At 67.2% G+C, this 18,897-nt stretch carries 12 protein-coding genes; 3 read left to right on the top strand and 9 right to left on the bottom strand.

Features of this window, described 5'->3' with window-relative positions:
• Positions 1-83 precede the first annotated feature (83 nt).
• The gene (locus QZ814_RS04755; RefSeq protein WP_294329935.1) at positions 84-419 is read right to left on the bottom strand and encodes a VOC family protein; all 336 of its coding nucleotides are present in this window, start codon (positions 417-419) and stop codon (positions 84-86) included.
• A gap of 55 nt (positions 420-474) precedes the next feature.
• Between QZ814_RS04755 and QZ814_RS04750 the strand changes: the two genes are divergently transcribed.
• Positions 475-1,545, top strand: coding sequence for a PA0069 family radical SAM protein (locus tag QZ814_RS04750; protein WP_294329934.1), 1,071 nt, complete (start codon positions 475-477; stop codon positions 1,543-1,545).
• Here QZ814_RS04750 and QZ814_RS04745 read toward each other — a convergent pair.
• Positions 1,542-2,996 carry a hypothetical protein gene (locus QZ814_RS04745; protein ID WP_294329933.1) on the bottom strand — a complete coding sequence of 485 codons (1,455 nt, stop codon included), beginning with the start codon at positions 2,994-2,996 and terminating at the stop codon, positions 1,542-1,544. The genes QZ814_RS04750 and QZ814_RS04745 overlap by 4 nt on opposite strands.
• A gap of 49 nt (positions 2,997-3,045) precedes the next feature.
• Positions 3,046-4,269, bottom strand: a complete 1,224-nt coding sequence (locus tag QZ814_RS04740) for an SGNH/GDSL hydrolase family protein (RefSeq protein ID WP_294329932.1) — start codon at positions 4,267-4,269, stop codon at positions 3,046-3,048.
• 142 nt (positions 4,270-4,411) lie between these two features.
• Here QZ814_RS04740 and QZ814_RS04735 point away from each other — a divergent pair, with 142 nt between their 5' ends.
• Positions 4,412-7,024, top strand: coding sequence for a M1 family metallopeptidase (locus QZ814_RS04735; protein ID WP_294329931.1), 2,613 nt, complete (start codon positions 4,412-4,414; stop codon positions 7,022-7,024).
• 153 nt (positions 7,025-7,177) lie between these two features.
• On the opposite strand, the gene QZ814_RS04730 is transcribed toward QZ814_RS04735, so the two are convergent.
• From QZ814_RS04730 to QZ814_RS04705, 6 genes are all read right to left on the bottom strand, one after another.
• Entirely contained in the window at positions 7,178-8,770 is a 1,593-nt protein-coding gene (locus QZ814_RS04730) for a long-chain fatty acid--CoA ligase (RefSeq protein ID WP_294329930.1), read from the bottom strand.
• A gap of 220 nt (positions 8,771-8,990) precedes the next feature.
• Entirely contained in the window at positions 8,991-12,470 is a 3,480-nt protein-coding gene (dnaE, locus tag QZ814_RS04725; RefSeq protein WP_294329929.1) for a DNA polymerase III subunit alpha, read from the bottom strand.
• 193 nt (positions 12,471-12,663) lie between these two features.
• The gene (locus tag QZ814_RS04720) at positions 12,664-13,164 is read right to left on the bottom strand and encodes a glutathione peroxidase (RefSeq protein ID WP_294329928.1); all 501 of its coding nucleotides are present in this window, start codon (positions 13,162-13,164) and stop codon (positions 12,664-12,666) included.
• Positions 13,161-13,844, bottom strand: a complete 684-nt coding sequence (locus QZ814_RS04715) for an ABC transporter ATP-binding protein (protein ID WP_294329927.1) — start codon at positions 13,842-13,844, stop codon at positions 13,161-13,163. The genes QZ814_RS04720 and QZ814_RS04715 overlap by 4 nt, the downstream gene beginning before the upstream one ends.
• Entirely contained in the window at positions 13,837-15,087 is a 1,251-nt protein-coding gene (locus tag QZ814_RS04710; RefSeq protein WP_294329926.1) for a lipoprotein-releasing ABC transporter permease subunit, read from the bottom strand. The genes QZ814_RS04715 and QZ814_RS04710 overlap by 8 nt, the downstream gene beginning before the upstream one ends.
• Positions 15,088-15,635: 548 nt before the next feature.
• Positions 15,636-18,107 carry a TonB-dependent receptor gene (locus QZ814_RS04705; RefSeq protein WP_294329925.1) on the bottom strand — a complete coding sequence of 824 codons (2,472 nt, stop codon included), beginning with the start codon at positions 18,105-18,107 and terminating at the stop codon, positions 15,636-15,638.
• 219 nt (positions 18,108-18,326) lie between these two features.
• On the opposite strand from QZ814_RS04705, the gene QZ814_RS04700 reads away from it, so the two are divergent.
• On the top strand, positions 18,327-18,803 hold the full coding sequence (locus QZ814_RS04700; protein WP_294329924.1) for an Hsp20 family protein: 477 nt from the start codon (positions 18,327-18,329) through the stop codon (positions 18,801-18,803).
• The last annotated feature ends 94 nt before the right edge of the window (positions 18,804-18,897 follow it).

Genomic DNA, 18,897 nt, shown 5'->3' with positions numbered 1-18,897 from the left:
TAGGAGAAGACATCGCTTGTGGCCCTGGGCCCCTGCTTTCGCAGGGGCACGCGGTGTCGTTAAGCCAATTCGAACGAGCAGCTTCACCCCTCCATCACCCACGCCGCCAGCGCATGCCCCTGCGGATCGCGGAAGTGGAAGCGCCGCCCGCCGGGGAAGCTGAAGATCGGCACCGTCACGACTCCGCCGGCCGCCTCCACCGCCGCCAGGGTCGCTTCCAGATCATCGACCGCAATCACCGGTAGCATCTGGGTGCGCCCCTGCGCATCGCCGTCCAGCCCGACATCGGTGTCCCCGGTCATCGTCGCGGCATAGCTCGGTCCGAAATCGGTGAACTGCCAGTCGAACACCTGGCCATAAAACGCCTTGAGTGCCGGTACGTAGCCCACCGGCAGCTCGAGATAGTTCAGCCGCGCCATCGTGTTCCCCCTACATGTTCTTGCTATGTTCTACACGATCCCCTAGGATCGCGCAATGGCAAAGACTCGCCCGGTTCGCGGAGCCACGTTCAACGATGCGAGCGCCCGCTTCAACCTCCCCGCGCGCGAGGCGGACGGCGACTGGCTGGATGCGCAGGAAGCGATCGACGGCGCCCCGCCGCCGCTGCGCACCACCGTGACGGTGGAAACCCCGCGCACGATCATCAGCCGCAACCAGTCGCCCGATATCGGCTTCGAGCAGTCGGTAAATCCGTATCGCGGCTGCGAGCATGGCTGCATCTACTGCTTCGCCCGGCCGAGCCATGCCTATCTGGACCTCTCCCCCGGGCTCGACTTCGAAAGCCGGCTGTTCGCCAAGCCGACCGCGCCCGCGCTGCTCCGCGCCGAGCTCGGCAAGCGCGGCTATGTCTGCAAGCCGATCGCGTTCGGCACCAATACCGATCCCTATCAGCCGATCGAATCCACCTGGCGGGTCACCCGCGGCTGCCTCGAACTGCTCGCCGAATGCCGCCATCCGGTGACGATCACCACCAAGTCGAACCGGGTGGTGCAGGACATCGATCTGCTCGCGCCGATGGCGGCACAGGGGCTGGCGGCGGTGATGCTCTCGGTCACCTCGCTCGATCCTGGAATCGCGATGACGGTGGAGCCGCGCGCGCCGCACCCCGAACGCCGGCTGGCCGCGATCCGTACCCTCACGCAAGCCGGCGTGCCGGTGTTCGTCTCGATGTCGCCGGTGATCCCGCACGTCACCGATCACGAGATGGAGCATATCCTCGAGCGCGCGGCCGAGGCGGGTGCGCGCGGCGCCTTCTTCCTGCCGGTGCGGCTGCCCTGGGAAGTGGCGCCGCTGTTCCGCGCCTGGCTCGACGCGCATTTCCCCGATCGCGCGGGCAAGGTGATGGCGACGATCCAGTCGCTCCGCGGCGGCAAGGACAATGATCCCGGCTTCTTCACCCGCATGCGTGGCCAAGGCCCCTGGGCCGATCTGCTCCGCACCCGCTTCACCCGCGCGGTCAAGCGCCATGGGCTGGACGGCGAGCGGATGCGGCTGCGCACCGACCTGTTCCGGCCGCCGGCAGGTCCGCAGGGCGAGCTGTTCTAGGCAGGCCCGAGCAGGATGCGATCGCCCTCGCGGTGATGCGCGACCCCGCAGGCCTCGAACAGCGCGTCGACAAAGGCGACAGGGTCGGGAACACCCTCGTCCAGGAAGCGCCGTACCGAGGCGCGCGCAGCCGGGTCGGCCACCGTCGCGTCGAATGCCGCCAGCCAGTCCGCCTGCGAGACATGCCCCTCGGCACGGTGGGCATCGATGAAGCGTCGCACCCAGCCGAACAGATCGGCGCCGGCGTCGCGCTGGCGCCGCGCGCCCTCCACCGCAATCAGCAGCGTGGCACCGCAGGCATAGTTGGTCCGCACATCCCCGCGCGCAGCCGCCCCCGACAAGGGCTTGCCCACGCCCGTCATCTGCACGCAGTCGTCGACCTCGCGCTGGAGTTCGGGCCGCGGATCATAGCCCGGCACCAGCGTCTCCAGTGCACGAATGGCGAGCATGTCGGCGCCGCCCTCGGTGATCCAGGCCTCGGCGCGGCGGCGGTAGCGCACCGTCTGCCCCAGCCAGAAATGCGCGGATTCGTGCCCGAAGAACCAGCGCAGCCGCGTGTGGATGGCGGCGCTGGGCGCGACGGTCTGGCGTCCGGCAATCCGCATCACCACGGTGCCCGGCAGCACGCTTCCGCCGAACGACATGCCCGGCTCCGATCCGCCGCCCCAGGCGACCATCGCCATCGGCCGCGGCGTCGCGCCCTGCCCCAGTTTCGCGGCGTAGAGCGCGAACAGGCGCGGCGTCAGCCCGTCCAGTTCCTCGGCGATCCAGCCGGGCAGCTGCGGATCGATGATCCCCGCATAGGCTGGCGTCTCCCGGACGCGCGCCGGACCCGCATAGACATAGCCCGGCTCGCCACGCAGATCGCTGCGTGCCAGGCCTTGCGTGCGCACCCCGCGCGCCAGCAGCGGCTGGCCCGACCAGCGGATCGCGAGCGTCGCCGGCAGGATCTCGACATCGACGCCGTTGAGGTCGGAAGGCAGCCGCGCGGCCGCGTCGACCTGGTGCAGCGGCACCAGCGCATAATGGCCGTCGAACACCGCAATGCCGCCATCCGAGAACTTCAGGAACGGGCTATAGTCCGCCTTGAGCGAGCGGTCATAGGGCGTCACCCGAATGCGCACCCGGCGAAGATCACCGCCGGCAGCCCGCAACACGTCATACGCGCCGATCCGCTCCAGCGCCACGCCCGGCGTCTCCACCCGCCAGCTCGCCGCCCGCCAGGAGCTGCCATCGAGTTTCGGGAAGGAGCGCAGGAAGAACCAGGCGGGCGCCGCCTTTCGGAAACGATAGTCGAGCAGCCAGCTGCCATCGGCCTGGTGGGTCAGCGTCGCGCGATAGCCGGCTGGCTTCGAGCCCCTGGCACCCGTCGCAGCCGGCCGCGCCGCGGCGGCAGCGACCGGCTGGGCCAGCGCCATCGCCAGCAGGAGGCTCGCAAAGGCAGATCGCATGGGCGCTCCAGTGTGTTATCTGTGAAACACACTAAGCGCATTCGGTTCGCTAGCGCAACACCGCGAGCGGCACCGCCTGCGCCATCGCCGCATAGCCGGCCACCGAGGGGTGCAGCCCGTCGCCGCTGTCATAGTCCTTGCGCAGACGTCCGGGATCGGCCGGATCGCGCATCGCGGCATCGAAGTCGATCACCGCGTCGAAATGCCCGGACGTCCGGATCCAGCGGTTGACCGCCTGGCGATCGGCCTCGTTCTGCGCATCCGGGTGATAATAGGCCGAGCCCGCATAGGGCATGATCGTCGCCCCGATCACCTTGATGCCGCGGGCATGGGCGCGCAGGAGGATCTGCCGATATGCGTCGATCATCCGCGTCACCAGCGCGGCATGGGCCTCGGCCGAAACCGGCGCGTCGCGGGTGAGCGTGCCGAGGTCGTTCACGCCTTCCAGCACGATGAGATGACTCACCCCCGGCTGGCCGATCACGTCATGGTCGAACCGGGCGAGCGCATTCGGGCCGAGCCCGTCGTTGAGCAGCCGGTTGCCGCCGATGCCGGCATTCAGCACGGCCACCGCCTCCATGCCCGGCACCCTGCGCAGGCGGCGCTGGAGGGCGTCGGTCCAGCGCGCATTGGTGTTGGGCTTCACCCCGTAGCCGTCGGTGATCGAGTCCCCGAAGGCGACGATGGCCCGCGCCTTGGGCGCCACCGCCTCGATGCCGGCGATCTGGAACCAGTGGTCGACGGTCTTGGCCTCGCGGAGGTCGGCGTCCCCCGCATGATTGCCATGCACGACATAGGAGGTCGCACGCGCGCCCGGATGGCCGGTCTGCTGCGCGGGCGGCTGTGCCATGTAGAGCGAGATGGCGAGGTCCGCGCCTGCCGGAGCGCCGATCTCCACCGGGTCGCTCCAATAGTCGGCGCCCGCCGGGATGGTCACCGTAGATGCGCCGGCGAAGCGCAAGGGGCGCTGCGTCGCGCCGTCGATGCGGGGGCTGGCGACATCCACGGCGCGCGCGATCGACGCGCCGTCGATGGTGAGCGGCGCCGTGCCGAACCGGTTCGAGAACCGCACCCGCAGCCGCGTCGCAGGCCCTTGCAGGCGAACGATCTGGCGCAGCGTCGCGTCGGTGAGGTCGGCGGCGGGCAGCGCGTTCTGCCCTTCCAGCGCCAGCTGGGACGTCCACCAGGCGGTCGTCCAGCGATCCCCCGGCGTCGCCTGCGCCGTGGCTGCCGCCAGCAGCCCCACCGCGACCCAGCGCAGCATCCGTGCCATCGATCCTCTCCCAACCACCATTGATAGCGATACCATAAGGAGCGGCACTCATCGGGCAAGCCGTTTAGGCGTCCGGCTGTACTATTGCGGCAAGGCAGCACCCCGCCTAAGCTTCGCGCGATCATCCAACTTCGGAGCCCCGATGCGCGCCCTTCTCTTCGCCACCAGCGCCCTGTTTCTCCCCGTCGCCGCGTTCGCCCAGACGCCCGCCCAGCCCACCGGCAAGCTGCCCGATGCGGCCACGCCGATTGCCTATCGGCTGGATTTCACGGTCGTGCCCGAAAAGGAGCGCTTCTCGGGCCATACCGAGATCGACGTCGACCTGAAGGCGCCGGCGAGCAGCCTGTGGATGCACGGTCGCGACCTGCACATCGCCAAGGCGACGGTACGCGCCGGCCGCAAGACGCTGCCGGCTACCTTCACCCAGAAGAGCCCCACCGGCTTGGCGCAGCTCGATTTCGGCAAGACGCTCCCCGCCGGCCGCGTGACCCTGGTGTTCGACTATGACGCCGCCTTTGGCACCGGTACCCAGGGCATGTACCATCTCAACATCGACAAGCAGTGGTACGCCTGGACCCAGTTCGAATCGATCGAGGCACGCGCCGCCTTCCCGTCGTTCGACGAGCCGGGCTACAAGACGCCCTTTACCGTCGCGATCACCACCAAGCCCGGCTTCACCGCGGTGAGCAACGCGCCCGAGGCGAGCAAGACCAAGGCCGGCGAGCTGGTCCGCCACCAGTTCGCGCCCACCAAGCCGCTGCCCACCTATCTGGTCGCGCTGGTCACCGGCCCGTTCGCCACCGCCTCGGCGCTGATCCCGCCGACGCCGCAGCGCAGCACCCCGATGCCGCTGGGCGTCGTCGGCACCAAGCCCAATGCCGGCCAGCTCGACTTCGCGCTGAAGGAATCGGGCAAGATCGTCTCGCTGCTCGAGAATTATTTCGGCCAGCCCTTCCCCTTCCCCAAGCTCGACCAGATCGGCTCGCCGATCATGCCGGGTGCGATGGAGAATGCCGGCGCCGACATTTACGGCGACGGCATCATCTTCCTCGACGAAAAGGCCCCCAGCGAGCGCAAGCAGGCGTTCGGCATGGTCGTCGCGCACGAACTCGCCCACCAGTGGTTCGGCGATCTCGTCACCCCCGCCTGGTGGGATGACATCTGGCTGAACGAAAGCTTCGCCAACTGGATGGGCTATCGCATCGGCAATGAATGGCGCCCGGGCCTCGCCATCGAACTGAACGCGATCGAGGAAGGCTTCCAGGCGATGGACCTGGACGCGCTCGCCGCGGGCCGGCCGATCCACCAGCAGATCCTGCGCGACGGCGATATCGACGCTGCCTTCGACCAGATCACCTATGGCAAGGGCGGCCAGGTCGTCGCGATGATCGCCGCCTATATGGGCGACACCCAGTTCCGCGACGGCGTGCGGCTGCACATGAAGCGCCATGCCTATGGCAATGCCAGCACCGAGCAGTTCTTCGGTTCGCTGGCCGATGCCGCGCACGATCCGCGCGTGCTGGCGTCGCTGAAGAGCTTCGTCGACCAGCAGGGCGTGCCGCTGGTGACGCTGCACCGCGATGGGACCGCGCTCACCGCCACCCAGTCGCGCTACGGCTTCTTCGGCGCGAACCTCGCCCCCCAGCAATGGGTGGTACCGCTGTGCCTCCGCCAGGGCGACAGCAAGGACTGCACCCTGCTTGACAAGCCGAGCATGACCGTCTCCGCCAAGGGGAGCGGCACGCTGGTGCCCAACGCCGGCGGCTGGGGCTATTATCGCTTCGAGCTCGACCCTGCCGATTGGGACGCGCTGATCGCCGCCACGCCCACCCTCCCCGCTGCCGAAGTGCTGGCGGTGGACGACAGCGCCTGGGCCAGCTTCTATGCCGGCCGCAGCCCGGTGACCCGCGCGATCGCGCTTACCCGCGCGGCGGCCAGGCACCCGTCGAACAAGATCGTATTCGACAATGCCGATCGGCTGCGCGACCTGGAGAAGCGCGGCGTGATCACGCCGGAGGCGCTGCCCGCCTATCGCAAGCTGTTCGTCGAACTCTATGGCCCGATGCTCGCCAAGATCGGCTTCGATCCGGCGACCGATGCCTATGCCAAGGAAGAGGCCGACCAGCGCGAGCTGCGCAAGGATCTGGTGAACCTCGTGGGCGTGACCGGTCATGATGCGGCGACCCGCACCAAGCTGCTCACCGCGTTCGACGCCTTCGTAGCCGGCGACGACAAGGCGCTCGATCCCGACTATCGCGGCGTCGCGGCCGCGGTCGCGATCAACGAGCGCGGCGTGCCGTTCGTCGAGCAGCTGATCGCCAAGGCCAAGGACCGGCCGCAGCTGTTCCAGGCGCTGGGCCAAGGCGTGACGACCTCGGCCAATCCGGACGTCGCACGCTGGTTCCTCAACGACTTCAAGGACCCCCGCATCAGCGCGCGCCAGCGGCTGTTCACCGTCGCCGGCTTCCTGCGCTCGCCTTACACCCGCGATCTCGCCAGCGACTTCATGATCGCGCATTTCGACGAGTTCGTGCAGAATGGCGGCGGCGGCGGCGTGTTCTCGGGCCGCGCGGCGCAGATGTTCGGCGCACTCTGCTCGAACGCGCAGGCCGATGCGGTGGATGCCAAGCTGCGGCCGACCAGCAAGGGCAGCACGCTCAACCTCGACCGCGCGGTCGAGACGATCCGCACCTGCGCCCGCTTCCGCGACGCCAAGGCCGGCGAAGTGAGCGCGGCGATTATCGCGGGGAAGTAAGTAGGTCGGGGGTGGGGGGAGCCTCCTCCCCCCACCGGTCATTCCGGCGAAAGCCGGAATCCATTGGGGTCGCCGTCGCGGTTCCTTCTGCCACGGAGCGGCGAATGGATCCCGGCTTTCGCCGGGATGACTATGGAGAGGATTGCCGCGCCCTCACGCCGCCTGCAGCGAATAATCCTTGTACTGCTTGCGGATTTCCATCTTCAGCAGCTTGCCGGTGGCGGTGTGCGGCAGGCTCTCCACGAAGTGGATCTCGTCCGGCAGCCACCATTTGGCGACGTGCTGGGTCAGATGCGCGAGGATCTCGGCCGCGCTGACGTCACTCCCGGGCTTGCGTACCACCAGCAGGATGGGTCGCTCCTCCCAGCGCGGATGGTGCACGCCGATCGCCGCCGCCTCGGCGACGCCCGCGCATCCTACCGCGCAATTCTCCAGCTCGACCGAGCTGATCCATTCGCCGCCGGACTTGATCACGTCCTTCGCCCGATCGGTGATCTGCATCACCCCATCGGGGTGGAGCACCGCGACGTCACCGGTATCGAACCAATTGTCGGCATCGATCGCGGGCGTCTCCTCGCGATAATATTGGGAGACCACCCAGGGCCCGCGCACCTGCAAGCGGCCGGAGGTCTGGCCGTCGCGGGGCAGGACATTGCCTTCATCGTCCACCGTACGCAGCTCGACGCCGTAGGGTACCTTGCCCTGCTTGCTCACCTGATCGACCTGCGCGTCGAAGCTCAGCGCGTCCCAGTCGGGCGACGGCGCGCCCATCGTGCCGATCGGGCTGGTCTCGGTCATCCCCCAGGCGTGATTGACCCGCATCCCCATCTTCATCAGCCGCTCGATCATCGCCCGCGGCGCGGCCGAGCCGCCGATGGTGACGATCTTGAGGTGCTTCGGCGCCTCGCCGGTCGCATCGATATGCTGGAACATCGCGAACCATACCGTCGGCACGCCTGCCGAGTGGGTGACCTTCTCGCGGTTCATCAGATCGCACAGGATCTTGGGATCGTTGAGCGCCGAGAACACCATCTTCGCGCCGACCGCCGGTGCCGCCCAGGGCAGCCCCCAGCCGACCGCATGGAACATCGGCACGATCGGCATCGCCACCGACTGGGTGGAAAGGTCGAACTCGGCCGGCTGCAGCTCGGTGAGCGCGTGGAGCACCGTGGAGCGGTGCGTGTATACCACGCCCTTGGGGTTGCCGGTGGTGCCGCTGGTGTAGCACAGCATCATCGGCTCGCGCTCGCTACCCTGCACCCAGGCATAGTTGCCGTCCTCGGCGCCGATCCACGCCTCGAAGCCGTCGGGGCCGGGATCGTCGAAGCAGATATAGTGCTCGATCGTCGTCCAGTGCGGCTTCAATCGCTCGACCACGGGCGCGAACATCCGGTCGTAGAGCAGCACCCGGTCCTCGGCATGGTTGCCGATAAAGGCGAGCTGGTCGTCGAACAGGCGCGGGTTGATCGTGTGGATCAGCGCGCCCATGCCGGTCGCGCCGTACCAGGCGACGAGGTGGCGGCTGTGGTTCATCGCCAGCGTCGCAACGCGGTCGCCCTTCCGGATGCCGAGCCGCTCCAGCGCCTGCGCCATCCGCCGCGCGTCGTGCGCGATGCCGGCCCAGCTCGTCCGCGTCTCGCTGCCGTCCGCCCAGCGCGTCACGATCTCGCGCGGCCCGTGCTCGCGCGCGGCGTGGTCGAGCAGAGTGGATACCCGAAGTTCGAAATCCTGCATGCCGCCCAGCATATGCCTCTCCATTGCGTGGCCGTTTGGGCGGAAGATACGCGTTCACCGGGCGAAGTCGAGAGGGCGAAGGGTTACATCGTGTTTCCGGAAAGCGACGTACCGGAAGATGGATCCCATCAGCGCGACCGTCGCCCCAGCGAAAGCTGGGGCCTCCCGTTACAGCCAAACCGTCGCAGCGCGCTGCAGGAGATGCCAGCTTTCGCTGGCATGACGGCATCGGTCAGGCCGCCGCCTGCAGCTTCATGCTCGCGGGCACCAGCGACGCCGCCGACACCCCCGGCATCCCCTCGATCCGCGCCGCCAGCTCGGTATCGAGCCGGAAGCCGCGACCGAGCATCACCGTCGCCTCGCCATCCTCGATCGGCGCGTGGACGAGGATCTCGCCCCTGCCCCCGCCGCGCAGCTCGCCGACGAGTTCGGCCAGCTGCGCGGGAACGGCCGGATCCTGGATGCGGATCTCCAGCACCAGCTGGGTGGTGCCTGCCAGCGTATCGAAGGGCTGCACCCGCTTCACCGCCGCGCGCGGCGTATCCTCGCCGGGGCGCTTGTCGAGCTCCAGCGTCAGGATCGCGCAGCCGGTGCCGTTGGCGCAGGCCTCCATGTCCTTGGCGATCAGCTCCTCGAAGCACGAGGTCTGGATCTGCGCGCTGCGGTCCGAGATCGTCGCCATCAGATAGCGGTTGCCGCGCGCCGACGTGCGGTAGCGGCAATCCTCGATCAGCGCCGCGATCTGCGCATTGACCCGCGCGCCCTCGGGGATCTGCATGTCGGGCAGGCTGGCGATGTCGCGCACGCCCTGCCCACGGAACAGGTGCTCGTAGCGATCGAGCGGATGCGCCGAGAAATAATAGCCGAAGGCATCCTTCTCGGCGTTGATCTTGTCGGACATCGACCAGACCGCGTCCTTGGGCACAGTGATCCCGCCGCCCGCCGGCTCGGCATCGCCGAACAGCCCGCCCTGCCCGCTCATCCGGCTGGCATGGTCGCGCTGGGCGACCGCGAGGATCGTCTCGGCGGCGGCATGCACGCCCGCCCGGTTCGGCTCGATGCTGTCGAACGCCCCCGCCGAGGCGAGCGTTTCGAGCTGGCGCTTGTTGAGCACGCGTGGATCGACGCGCTTGGCGAAATCGTCGAGGCTGGCGAAGCGGCCGTTCTTCTCGCGCTCCTCGACCAGCAGTTCCATCGCCCGCTCGCCCACGCCCTTGAGCGCGCCGAGCGCATAGCGCACCGCCAGCCCCTCGCCCTGCGCCTGCACGGTGAAGTCGGCCTCGCTGGCGTTGATGTCGGGCGACGTCGCCTCGATGCCGAGCCGCCGCATGTCGTCGGCGAACACCGCCAGCTTGTCGGTCTGGTGGATGTCATAGGCCATCGAGGCGGCGAAGAATTCGTGCGGATGGTGCGCCTTGAGCCACGCGGTCTGATAGGCGAGCAGCGCATAGGCGGCGGCATGCGACTTGTTGAAGCCATAGCCGGCGAACTTGTCGATCAAGTCGAACAGCTCGTTGGCCTTGGCTGCCGGGATGTCGTTGACCTCCTTGCAGCCCTTCACGAAGATGCTGCGCTGGGCATCCATCTCCGCCTTGACCTTCTTGCCCATCGCGCGCCGCAGCATGTCTGCGCCGCCGAGCGTATAGCCGGCGAGGATCTGCGCCGCCTGCATCACCTGTTCCTGATAGACGAAGATCCCGTAGGTCTCCTTCAGGATCGGCTCGAGCAGGTCGTGCGGATAGACGATCGGCTCGCGCCCGGCCTTGCGCGCGCCGAACATCGGGATGTTGTCCATCGGGCCCGGGCGGTAGAGCGAGACGAGCGCGACGATGTCGCCGAAATTGGTCGGCCGCACCGCGGTCAGCGTACGCCGCATGCCTTCAGATTCGAGCTGGAACACGCCCACCGTGTCGCCGCGCTGGAGGAGCGCATAGACGCCCTCGTCGTCCCAATCGAGCCGATCCAGGTTCACATCGACGCCGCGCTTGGCGAGCAGCACCACCGCCTTCTTGAGCACCGACAGCGTCTTGAGGCCGAGAAAGTCGAACTTCACCAGCCCCGCGCCCTCGACATTCTTCATGTCGAACTGGGTGACCGGCATGTCCGAGCGCGGATCGCGGTAGAGCGGCACCAGCTGGGCGAGCGGCCGGTCGCCGATCACCACGCCGGCGGCGTGGGTCGAGCTGTGCCGCGGCAGGCCTTCCATGCGCATGGAGAGGTCGACGAGGCGCTTCACATCCTCGTTGCCGTTATATTCGGCGAGGAATTCGCTCACGCCGTTCAGCGTGCGCTCGAGGGTCCAGGGGTCGGTCGGGTGGTTCGGGATCTGCTTGGCGAGGCGATCGACCTGGCCATAGCTCATCTGCAGGACGCGGCCGACGTCCTTGATCACCGCGCGCGCCTTCATCGTCCCGAAGGTGATGATCTGCGCGACGTGATCGCGGCCATATTTCTCCTGGACGTAGCGGATCACTTCGCCGCGCCGGGTTTCGCAGAAGTCGATGTCGAAGTCGGGCATCGAGACGCGTTCCGGGTTGAGGAAGCGTTCGAACAGTAGGCCCAGCTTGAGCGGATCGAGATCGGTGATGGTCAGCGCCCAGGCGACCGCCGAGCCCGCGCCCGAACCACGCCCCGGCCCCACCGGAATGTCGTTCGATTTCGCCCATTGGATGAAGTCGGCAACGATCAGAAAGTAGCCCGGGAACCCCATCTGGATGATGATGTCGAGCTCGAACTGGAGGCGCTGGTTGTAGACCTCCACTTCGGCGGGATCGGTAATCCCGGCGAAATCGAGCCGGTCCTTCAGCCCCTGCCAGCTCCGCTCGCGCAGCATCGCCGCCTCGCCTTCGCGGTCGCCGGCGAGGCTGGGCAGGATCGGCTTGCGCTTGGGCGCGGCATAGGCGCAGCGCTGGGCGACGACGAGCGTGTTCTCGATCGCCTCGGGCAGGTCGGCGAAACTGGTCTTCATCGTCTCGGCCGGCTTGAGCCAGGCCTCGGGCGAGGAGCGCGGGCGATCGTCGGTTTCGAGATAGGTCGAGTTCGCAATGCAGAGCATCGCGTCATGCGCGTCGTAGAAGTCGGCCTCGGCGAAGCAGGCCGGGTTGGTGCCGACCAGCGGCAGGTTGCGGGCATAGGCCAGGTCGACCAGCTTGGCCTCGGCCCGCGTCTCTACCTCGTTCTGGCGGCGGGCGATCTCGACATAGAGCCGGTCCGGGAACAGCGCCTCGAGCTGGGTGGCATAGGCCTCGGCGGTCTTGTCCTGCCCCTCGGCATAGAGCCGGGCGAGCGCGCCCTCGGCGCCCGCGGTCAGGCAGAGCAGCCCGTCGGTGTGGCCGGTCAGCGCCGCGAAGGGCACATGCGCGTCCTCCTCGATCGGGCGGTCGAGATGCGCCTGCGAGACGAGGTGGCAGAGATTCTCATAGCCGGTCTGGTCCTGCGCGTAGAGCGCGAGCCAGTCGATCGGCACGTTCAGCCCCTCGGCCAGGTTCGAGCGCTTCACCGCCAGCAACGTGCCGACGATCGGCTGGACGCCCGCCTTCTTGGCCGCGTCTGAAAAGCTCATCGCGGCATAGAGGCCGTTGCGATCGGCAACCGCGATGGCGGGGAAGCCGTGGTTCTTGGCGTGCTTGGCGATCGCCTTGGGGTCGATCGCCCCTTCCAGCATGGTGTAGCAGGAGAAAACCCGAAGAGGTACGAAACCGGAATGCGCCATGCCCGAACCTAGGAGCGCGCGCGGCATTTTGCCAACCCGCAGGCGGGCTTCTCCACAGCTTTTGCGTCCGACCGACCAATACAACCGAAACGGACTAATTTATAGGTGCGCAGGTTTGCAACTATGATAAACGAGAAGTGCGGCCGGGACATCCACACACCTCCCGTTCCGGCCGTGCTTTTTCCCCCGGGGATTATAGCAGCGCTTCGATATCTGCGGCGATGGCGCGGGGCGCGGTCGTCGGGGCATAGCGCTCCACCACCTTGCCATCGCGGCCCACCAGGAACTTGGTGAAATTCCACTTGATCGCTTCCGTGCCTAGTACGCCCGGTGCCTGCGCCTTGAGCGCCTGGAACAAGGGTGCGGCGTTGCTGCCGTTGACGTCGACCTTGGCATAGACCGGGAAGGTCACGTCATAGGTGAGCGAGCAGAAACTCGCGATTTCCTCGGCATTGCCCGGCTCCTGCGCGCCGAACTGGTTGCACGGGAAGGCCAGCACCGCGAAGCCGCGATCCTTGTAGCTGCGCCACAGCGCCTCCAGCTCCTTGTACTGCGGCGTGAACCCGCATTTGGAGGCGGTGTTGACCACCAGCAGCACCTGGCCGGCAAAGGCGGACAGGTCGCTGGTCGTGCCGTCCGGCAGCGTGACCGGGATGCTCGTGATGGGAAGCGCGGTCGTGGATGCGTCGCTCATGCGGGTTCCTCCAATCGTCCTTCGTGCAGCCGCACGACGCGGTCCATCCGCGCCGCCAGCCGTTCGTTATGGGTCGCGACCAGCGCCGCCGAGCCCTCGCCGCGCACCAGGTTGAGGAATTCGTCGAACACGCGGTTCGAGGTCGCCTCGTCGAGATTGCCGGTCGGCTCGTCCGCCAGCACCAAGGGCGGGCGGTTGGCGAGCGCGCGGGCGACCGCGACGCGCTGCTGTTCGCCGCCGGAAAGCTGGTTGGGCCGGTGGGTCAGCCGGTGGCCGAGCCCCAGCGTCGTCAGCAATTCGGTCGCGCGCGCCTGGGCGGCAGGACGCTCGGCACCGCGGATCAGCTGCGGCAGCACGACATTCTCGGTCGCGTCGAAGTCCGGCAGCAGATGGTGGAACTGGTAGACGAACCCCAGCCGTTCGCGCCGCACCTCGGTCCGCCCGCTCGCCGAAAGCTTGGCCGCTTCCTCGCCGACGATGCGGATCGATCCCTCGAACCCGCCTTCGAGCAGCCCTACCGCCTGGAGCAGGGTCGACTTGCCCGACCCCGAGGGGCCGAGCAGCGCCACGATCTCGCCGGGCATCACGTCGAGATCGACCCCGCGCAGCACGTCGATGCGCACCCCGCCCTGTTCGAAGCTACGGCGCAGGTCGCGCGTCTGGAGAACCGGTTCACTCATAGCGCAGTACCTGGACAGGATCGGTGCTCGCTGCCTTCCACGCGGGGTAGAGGGTGGCGAGGAAGGTGAAGAGCAGCGCCATCGCGCAGATCGCGAAGGTCTGGAACGGGTCGGTCTTGGCCGGGAGTTCGGTGAGGAAGCGCATCTGCGGGTCCCACACCTTCTGGCCGGTGACCGCGCCGATCGCCCACACCACCTGCGCGCGATAGGTGATGAAGAAGAAGGCGAGCAGTCCCCCTGCCCCCACGCCCACCGCGCCGATGGTGGTGCCGACGACGACGAACACCTTCATCATGCTGCCCCGCGTCGCGCCCATCGTCCGCAGCACCGCGATGTCGCGCGTCTTGGCGCGCACCAGCATGATCAGCGAGGAGATGATGTTGAACGAGGCGACCACCAGGATGATCGACAGGATGGTGAACGAGACGGTGCGGTCGACCGACAGCGCCTCGAACAGCTCGCGGTTCATCTGCCGCCAGTCGGTGATCTGGCCGGCATCGCGCACCTTGTCGGCGAGCGGGCCGACGACCTGCTCGATCTTGTCGGGATTGCTGGTGTCGATCCGCACCATGCCGACCGAGTCGCCGAGCAGCATCAGCGTCTGCGCATCTTCCATCGGCAGGATGATATAGGTCTTGTCATAGTCGTAGACGCCGACCTCGAACACCGCGCCGACCTTGTACTGGACGGTGCGGAACATCGTGCCCATCGGCGTGGCGGCGCCCTGCGGATTGTAGATGGTGATCTCGCTGCCGATCGTCGCGCCCAGCGCCTCGGCGAGACGCGAGCCGATCGCGATCTGCTCGCTGCCGGGCTTGAGGTTCTTGAACGAGCCGAGGATTTCCTTGCCCTTCAGCGTCGCGTTGCTCTGGATGTCCTGCACCCGCATGCCGCGCACGATCGCGAACTCGACGCGACCGTTATAGCTGGCGAACAGCGGCTGCTCGATCAGCGGCGTGGCGGCGGTGACGCCGGGGAGCGCCTTGGCCTCGTCGGCGATGCGGCGCCAGTCGCGCAGCTGGCCGTTATAGCCCTGCACCACGGCATGGCCATTCAGCCCGGAGATCTTGTCGAACAGTTCGGCGCGGAACCCGTTCATCACGCTCATCACCACGATCAGCGCGGCGACGCCGAGCATCACGGCGACCAGGCTGAACCCGGCGACGACGGCGATAAAGGCTTCGCTGCGCCCGGGCAGCAGATAGCGGCGGGCGATCATTCGCTCGTAGCGCGAGAGTAGCATGCGGATCCTCTAGGGCCGGTTGCGCGGCGTGGAAAGCGTTCTGTTGCCGATTCGACACAGCCTTGGCGCAAACTGCTGACGCCAAGCTGTCGACCGGTGACAAAAGCGCTCGGTGCTTCTACCAAGAAACCGTCGAAGCGCAGGCGCAAAAAGGCCACGGTTCGGGGAGGTTCCCAGCTCCATTTGCGAAGTAACGCAAATGTTTGAAGCGGGATCCTGTTCAAGGGGGCTGACGAGCATTCGTCACGCAGGCGCCCGGGCCGGCAACGGTCCGGGCGTTTTCGTTTTGGCGCCGCCCTGGTCTCCAAATCATCGCCGTGAACCCCGGGCGCTTCTTCTCTCTACACGTCATCCCCGCGAAGGCGGGGATCCATTTGCCAGGGCGTTTCGGCGCCTGCTGCGGCGCTCCCATCAATGGATTCCCGCCTTCGCGGAAAGGACGGAGAATCTCGAGCGATCGCAGAGCCCATGCTATCGGGCGGAGCAGGTCGCCCTGCCCCGCCCGCCAACCTCCCCCGGCCATGGCGGGAGGCCAGCCTGTGCCACGATCAGAAGGAACCGCTGATCGTGAAACCCCAGGTCCGCGGATCGCCCGGCTGGCCGACGACCAGGCCGGTATTGCCCGACTGGACCGAGAGCAGCTCGAAATAGCGCTTGTCGAAGGCGTTCCGCACCCAGGCGAAGGCGTTCACCTTGCCCTTGCGATAGCCGAGCCGGAAGTTGGACAGCGCATAGCCCTGGATCCAGGTATAGGCGGAGGGCGACGGGTTGGACGAGAAGCGCGAGCGCCAGCTGCCGTCATAGCCGAGATAGACTTGTCCCTCGGCCACCGGTGCATTGACCTCGCCGCCAAAGCCCAGCGCCCATTTCGAGATGCCGGGCAGCACCTGGCCGGAGATGTTGCACGAGGACGGGCTGAAGCCCGGCGTCCCCGCAGCGGCCGGCGTCTGGGTCGCGGGATTGGTGATCGCGGTGCCGCCGGAAAGCTCGGGCGGGCACGGCGCGTTGGTGAACCTGGTGTATTTGGCGTCGGTATAGGCGCCGTTGACATAGACGTTCGCGCGCGCGCTCGGGCGGAACGACGAATCCCATTCGAACCCGCGCGAGCGCACCTTGCCGGCATTCGCCAGATAGCCGCGGATCACGTTGATGGCGTTGTTGTTCACCGTCGCCTGATAATCGCTGATCTCGGTCCAGAAGCCGGCCAGGTTGAGCGTCAGGCGGCGATCGAAGAACTGGTTCTTCAGGCCGATCTCGAAATGATTGACCTTCTCCGGCTTCACCGTCTGGGTCGAGAGATCGACGGCGGTGTTGGTCGAGTTGAGCGGCAGGCCGGAGAGATTGATGCCGCCCGACTTGAACGAGCGTGCATAGGTCGCATAGCCATGGACGTCGCGGCTGAAGTCATAGGACAGGGTCGCGTCACCCGAGACATTCCACTGGTCGAATTTGGGGCTGTAGCGCTGCGGGGCGAGCGTGTTGAACTGGTCCGCGGTCGCCGCCCCGCTGGCCAGCAGCGCCGCCGCGTTGTCCGCCGTCGCGACGAAATTATACCGGGCGTTGCGGATGCTGACGATCGACTCGTAGAAGCCGCTTTTCTTGTCGTAGTTGAGGCGCAGGCCCGGCTGGAAGCGCAGACCGGGCACGACCTCCCAGTTGAGCTTGCCGAACACGGCGAAGCTGGTGTTGGAGAAGTTGATCGTGTTCGTGCTGGTCAGCCCGTTGAGCACCAGCGGATTGCAGGCCGCCGTCGTCGCCGTCGCGCAGCCCGCCGCCCCCGGCGCCACGCTGGCGCCCGGGTTGAGCAGCCAGCGGCTCGCCGCCGAACCCTGGACCTGCGACCCTTGCGTGTCGATCGTCTGGTGGAACAGGAAGATGCCGGCAGTATAGTCCAGCCTGTTCTTGCCGTTGGACGCGATCCGCAGCTCCTGCGAGACCTGCTTCTGCTGCGACGGGTTCTGCGACACGGTGGTGATCGGCAATCCGACGAAATCGCGGTCGTTGGCCGGCTTCCAGTCCCAATAGCGCCAGGCGCTGACCGAGGTGACGGTGGCGCCGCCCAGGTCCCAGTTCGCCACGAGCGAGGCACCGCCGATTTCCTGCCGCGAATTGATGTCGGCGTCGAGATCGGTCGTGCGATCGAACGGGTTGGTGCTCGGCGGCGCATAGCCGAACGCGCCGGCGAGCGCCGCGTACTGGCGGTTGAGCGGCCGCTGGGTCGCCCCGGTGCGGACGTAATATTGGACGCAGCACAAGGGGTTCTGCAGGTTGAAGTCGCCGGACAGCGTCAGGTCGAGGTTCGGCGCGGCGCGCCACAGCAGCTGGCCGCGCACGCCGTAATTGTCGAGCCGGTGCAAATTGCTGTCGCTCCTGGTGTCGTAGATCGTGCCCTTGCGGCTGGTCACCGACGTCGACACCCGCACCGCCAGCGTGTCGTCGGCAATCGGTGCGGAGGCGGAGGCCTTGAGCTGGAGGAAGTTGTAGTTGCCGGTACTCGCCTCGTAGCGCACCTCGGGGGTGAAGCTGGGCTTGCGCGTGGTGATGTTGATCGCGCCCGCCGTGGTGTTCTTGCCGTAGAGGGTGCCCTGCGGGCCGCGCAGCACCTCGACGCGCTCGACATCGACGAAGTCGAAGGTCGAGGCGCCGACCCGGCCGATATAGACCCCGTCGACATAGAAGCCGACGCCCTGCTCGATGCCGTCGTTGGTGAGGCCGAACGGCGCGCCGAGGCCGCGGATGTTGATCGCGGTGTTGCGCGGGTTGCTCGAATAGAATTGCAGGGCCGGCTGCGACTGCTGGATGCGCGCGACGTTGAACGCCCCGGCCTCGGAGAGCGTCGCCCCGCTGAGCACGGAGACCGCGACCGGCACTTCCTGGATCCGCTCCTCGCGCCGCCGCGCGGTGACGACGATGTCGCCGCTCTGGCTCTGCGGTTCGGCGGCGACGGGGGCCTTGTCGGGATCGGGCAAGGGCGCGACGGCGCCGGACAGCAGCAACAGCGGAATCAGCGGCAGGCTCATCTCGTTCCCCTTAGGTCGTTGCCTCAATCTCCACTGAGGAGATGGGGTTTAGCGAGCAAGGAGTTGTTTACCGGTGGCTAGCGCGGTTTTGCCGCCCCTTGAAATGGCAAAGCGCAACACCAGATTCTCGTCGTGAGGTGCCGACCGGGCCTCGCACCGGTGTTGCGGCAGTTGGCCGGGCGCCGATATCCATGACGTTCAAATTGCTCATAGGAGAATATGAAGATGCGTCAGCTCGACTTTACTCCCTTCCGTCGCTCGGCGATCGGGTTCGACCGGCTGTTCGACATGCTGGAAGCCAGCGCCCGCCAGGCGAATTCGGAAAACTATCCGCCGTTCAACCTCGAGCGACTTGCCGAGGACCGTTATCGCATCACCATTGCGGTGGCCGGCTTTAAGGCGGACGAGATCGACATCACCGCGCAGCAGAACCTGCTGCTGGTCGCCGGCAAGAAGGCCGGGGAGAATGAGAACAACCAAGGCAATTATCTGCACCTGGGCATCGCCAACCGCAGCTTCGAGCGCCGCTTCGAACTCGCCGATTTCGTGCGGGTGGAGAGCGCCGACCTGGCCGACGGCCTGCTGACGATCGAGCTGCTGCGCGAAGTGCCCGAGGCGATGAAGCCCAAGAAGATCCAGGTGGGGTCCGGCAGTGTTGCCGCAGCGATCGACCATCGCACGGCCAACGCGGCATAACCCACCGCGCGTGCTCGCGGCGTCCCCTCCCTTAGGCGCCGCGACGGGGCGCCCGGGCTTCGGCCCGGGCGCCTTTTCTATTGCGGGCGGATGA

Origin of the sequence: uncultured Sphingomonas sp., from assembly GCF_913777625.1 — a bacterium.
Classification (GTDB): domain Bacteria; phylum Pseudomonadota; class Alphaproteobacteria; order Sphingomonadales; family Sphingomonadaceae; genus Sphingomonas.
The sequence above is the reverse complement of the archived record's forward strand: the minus strand, read 5'-3'. Positions and strand labels throughout refer to the sequence as shown.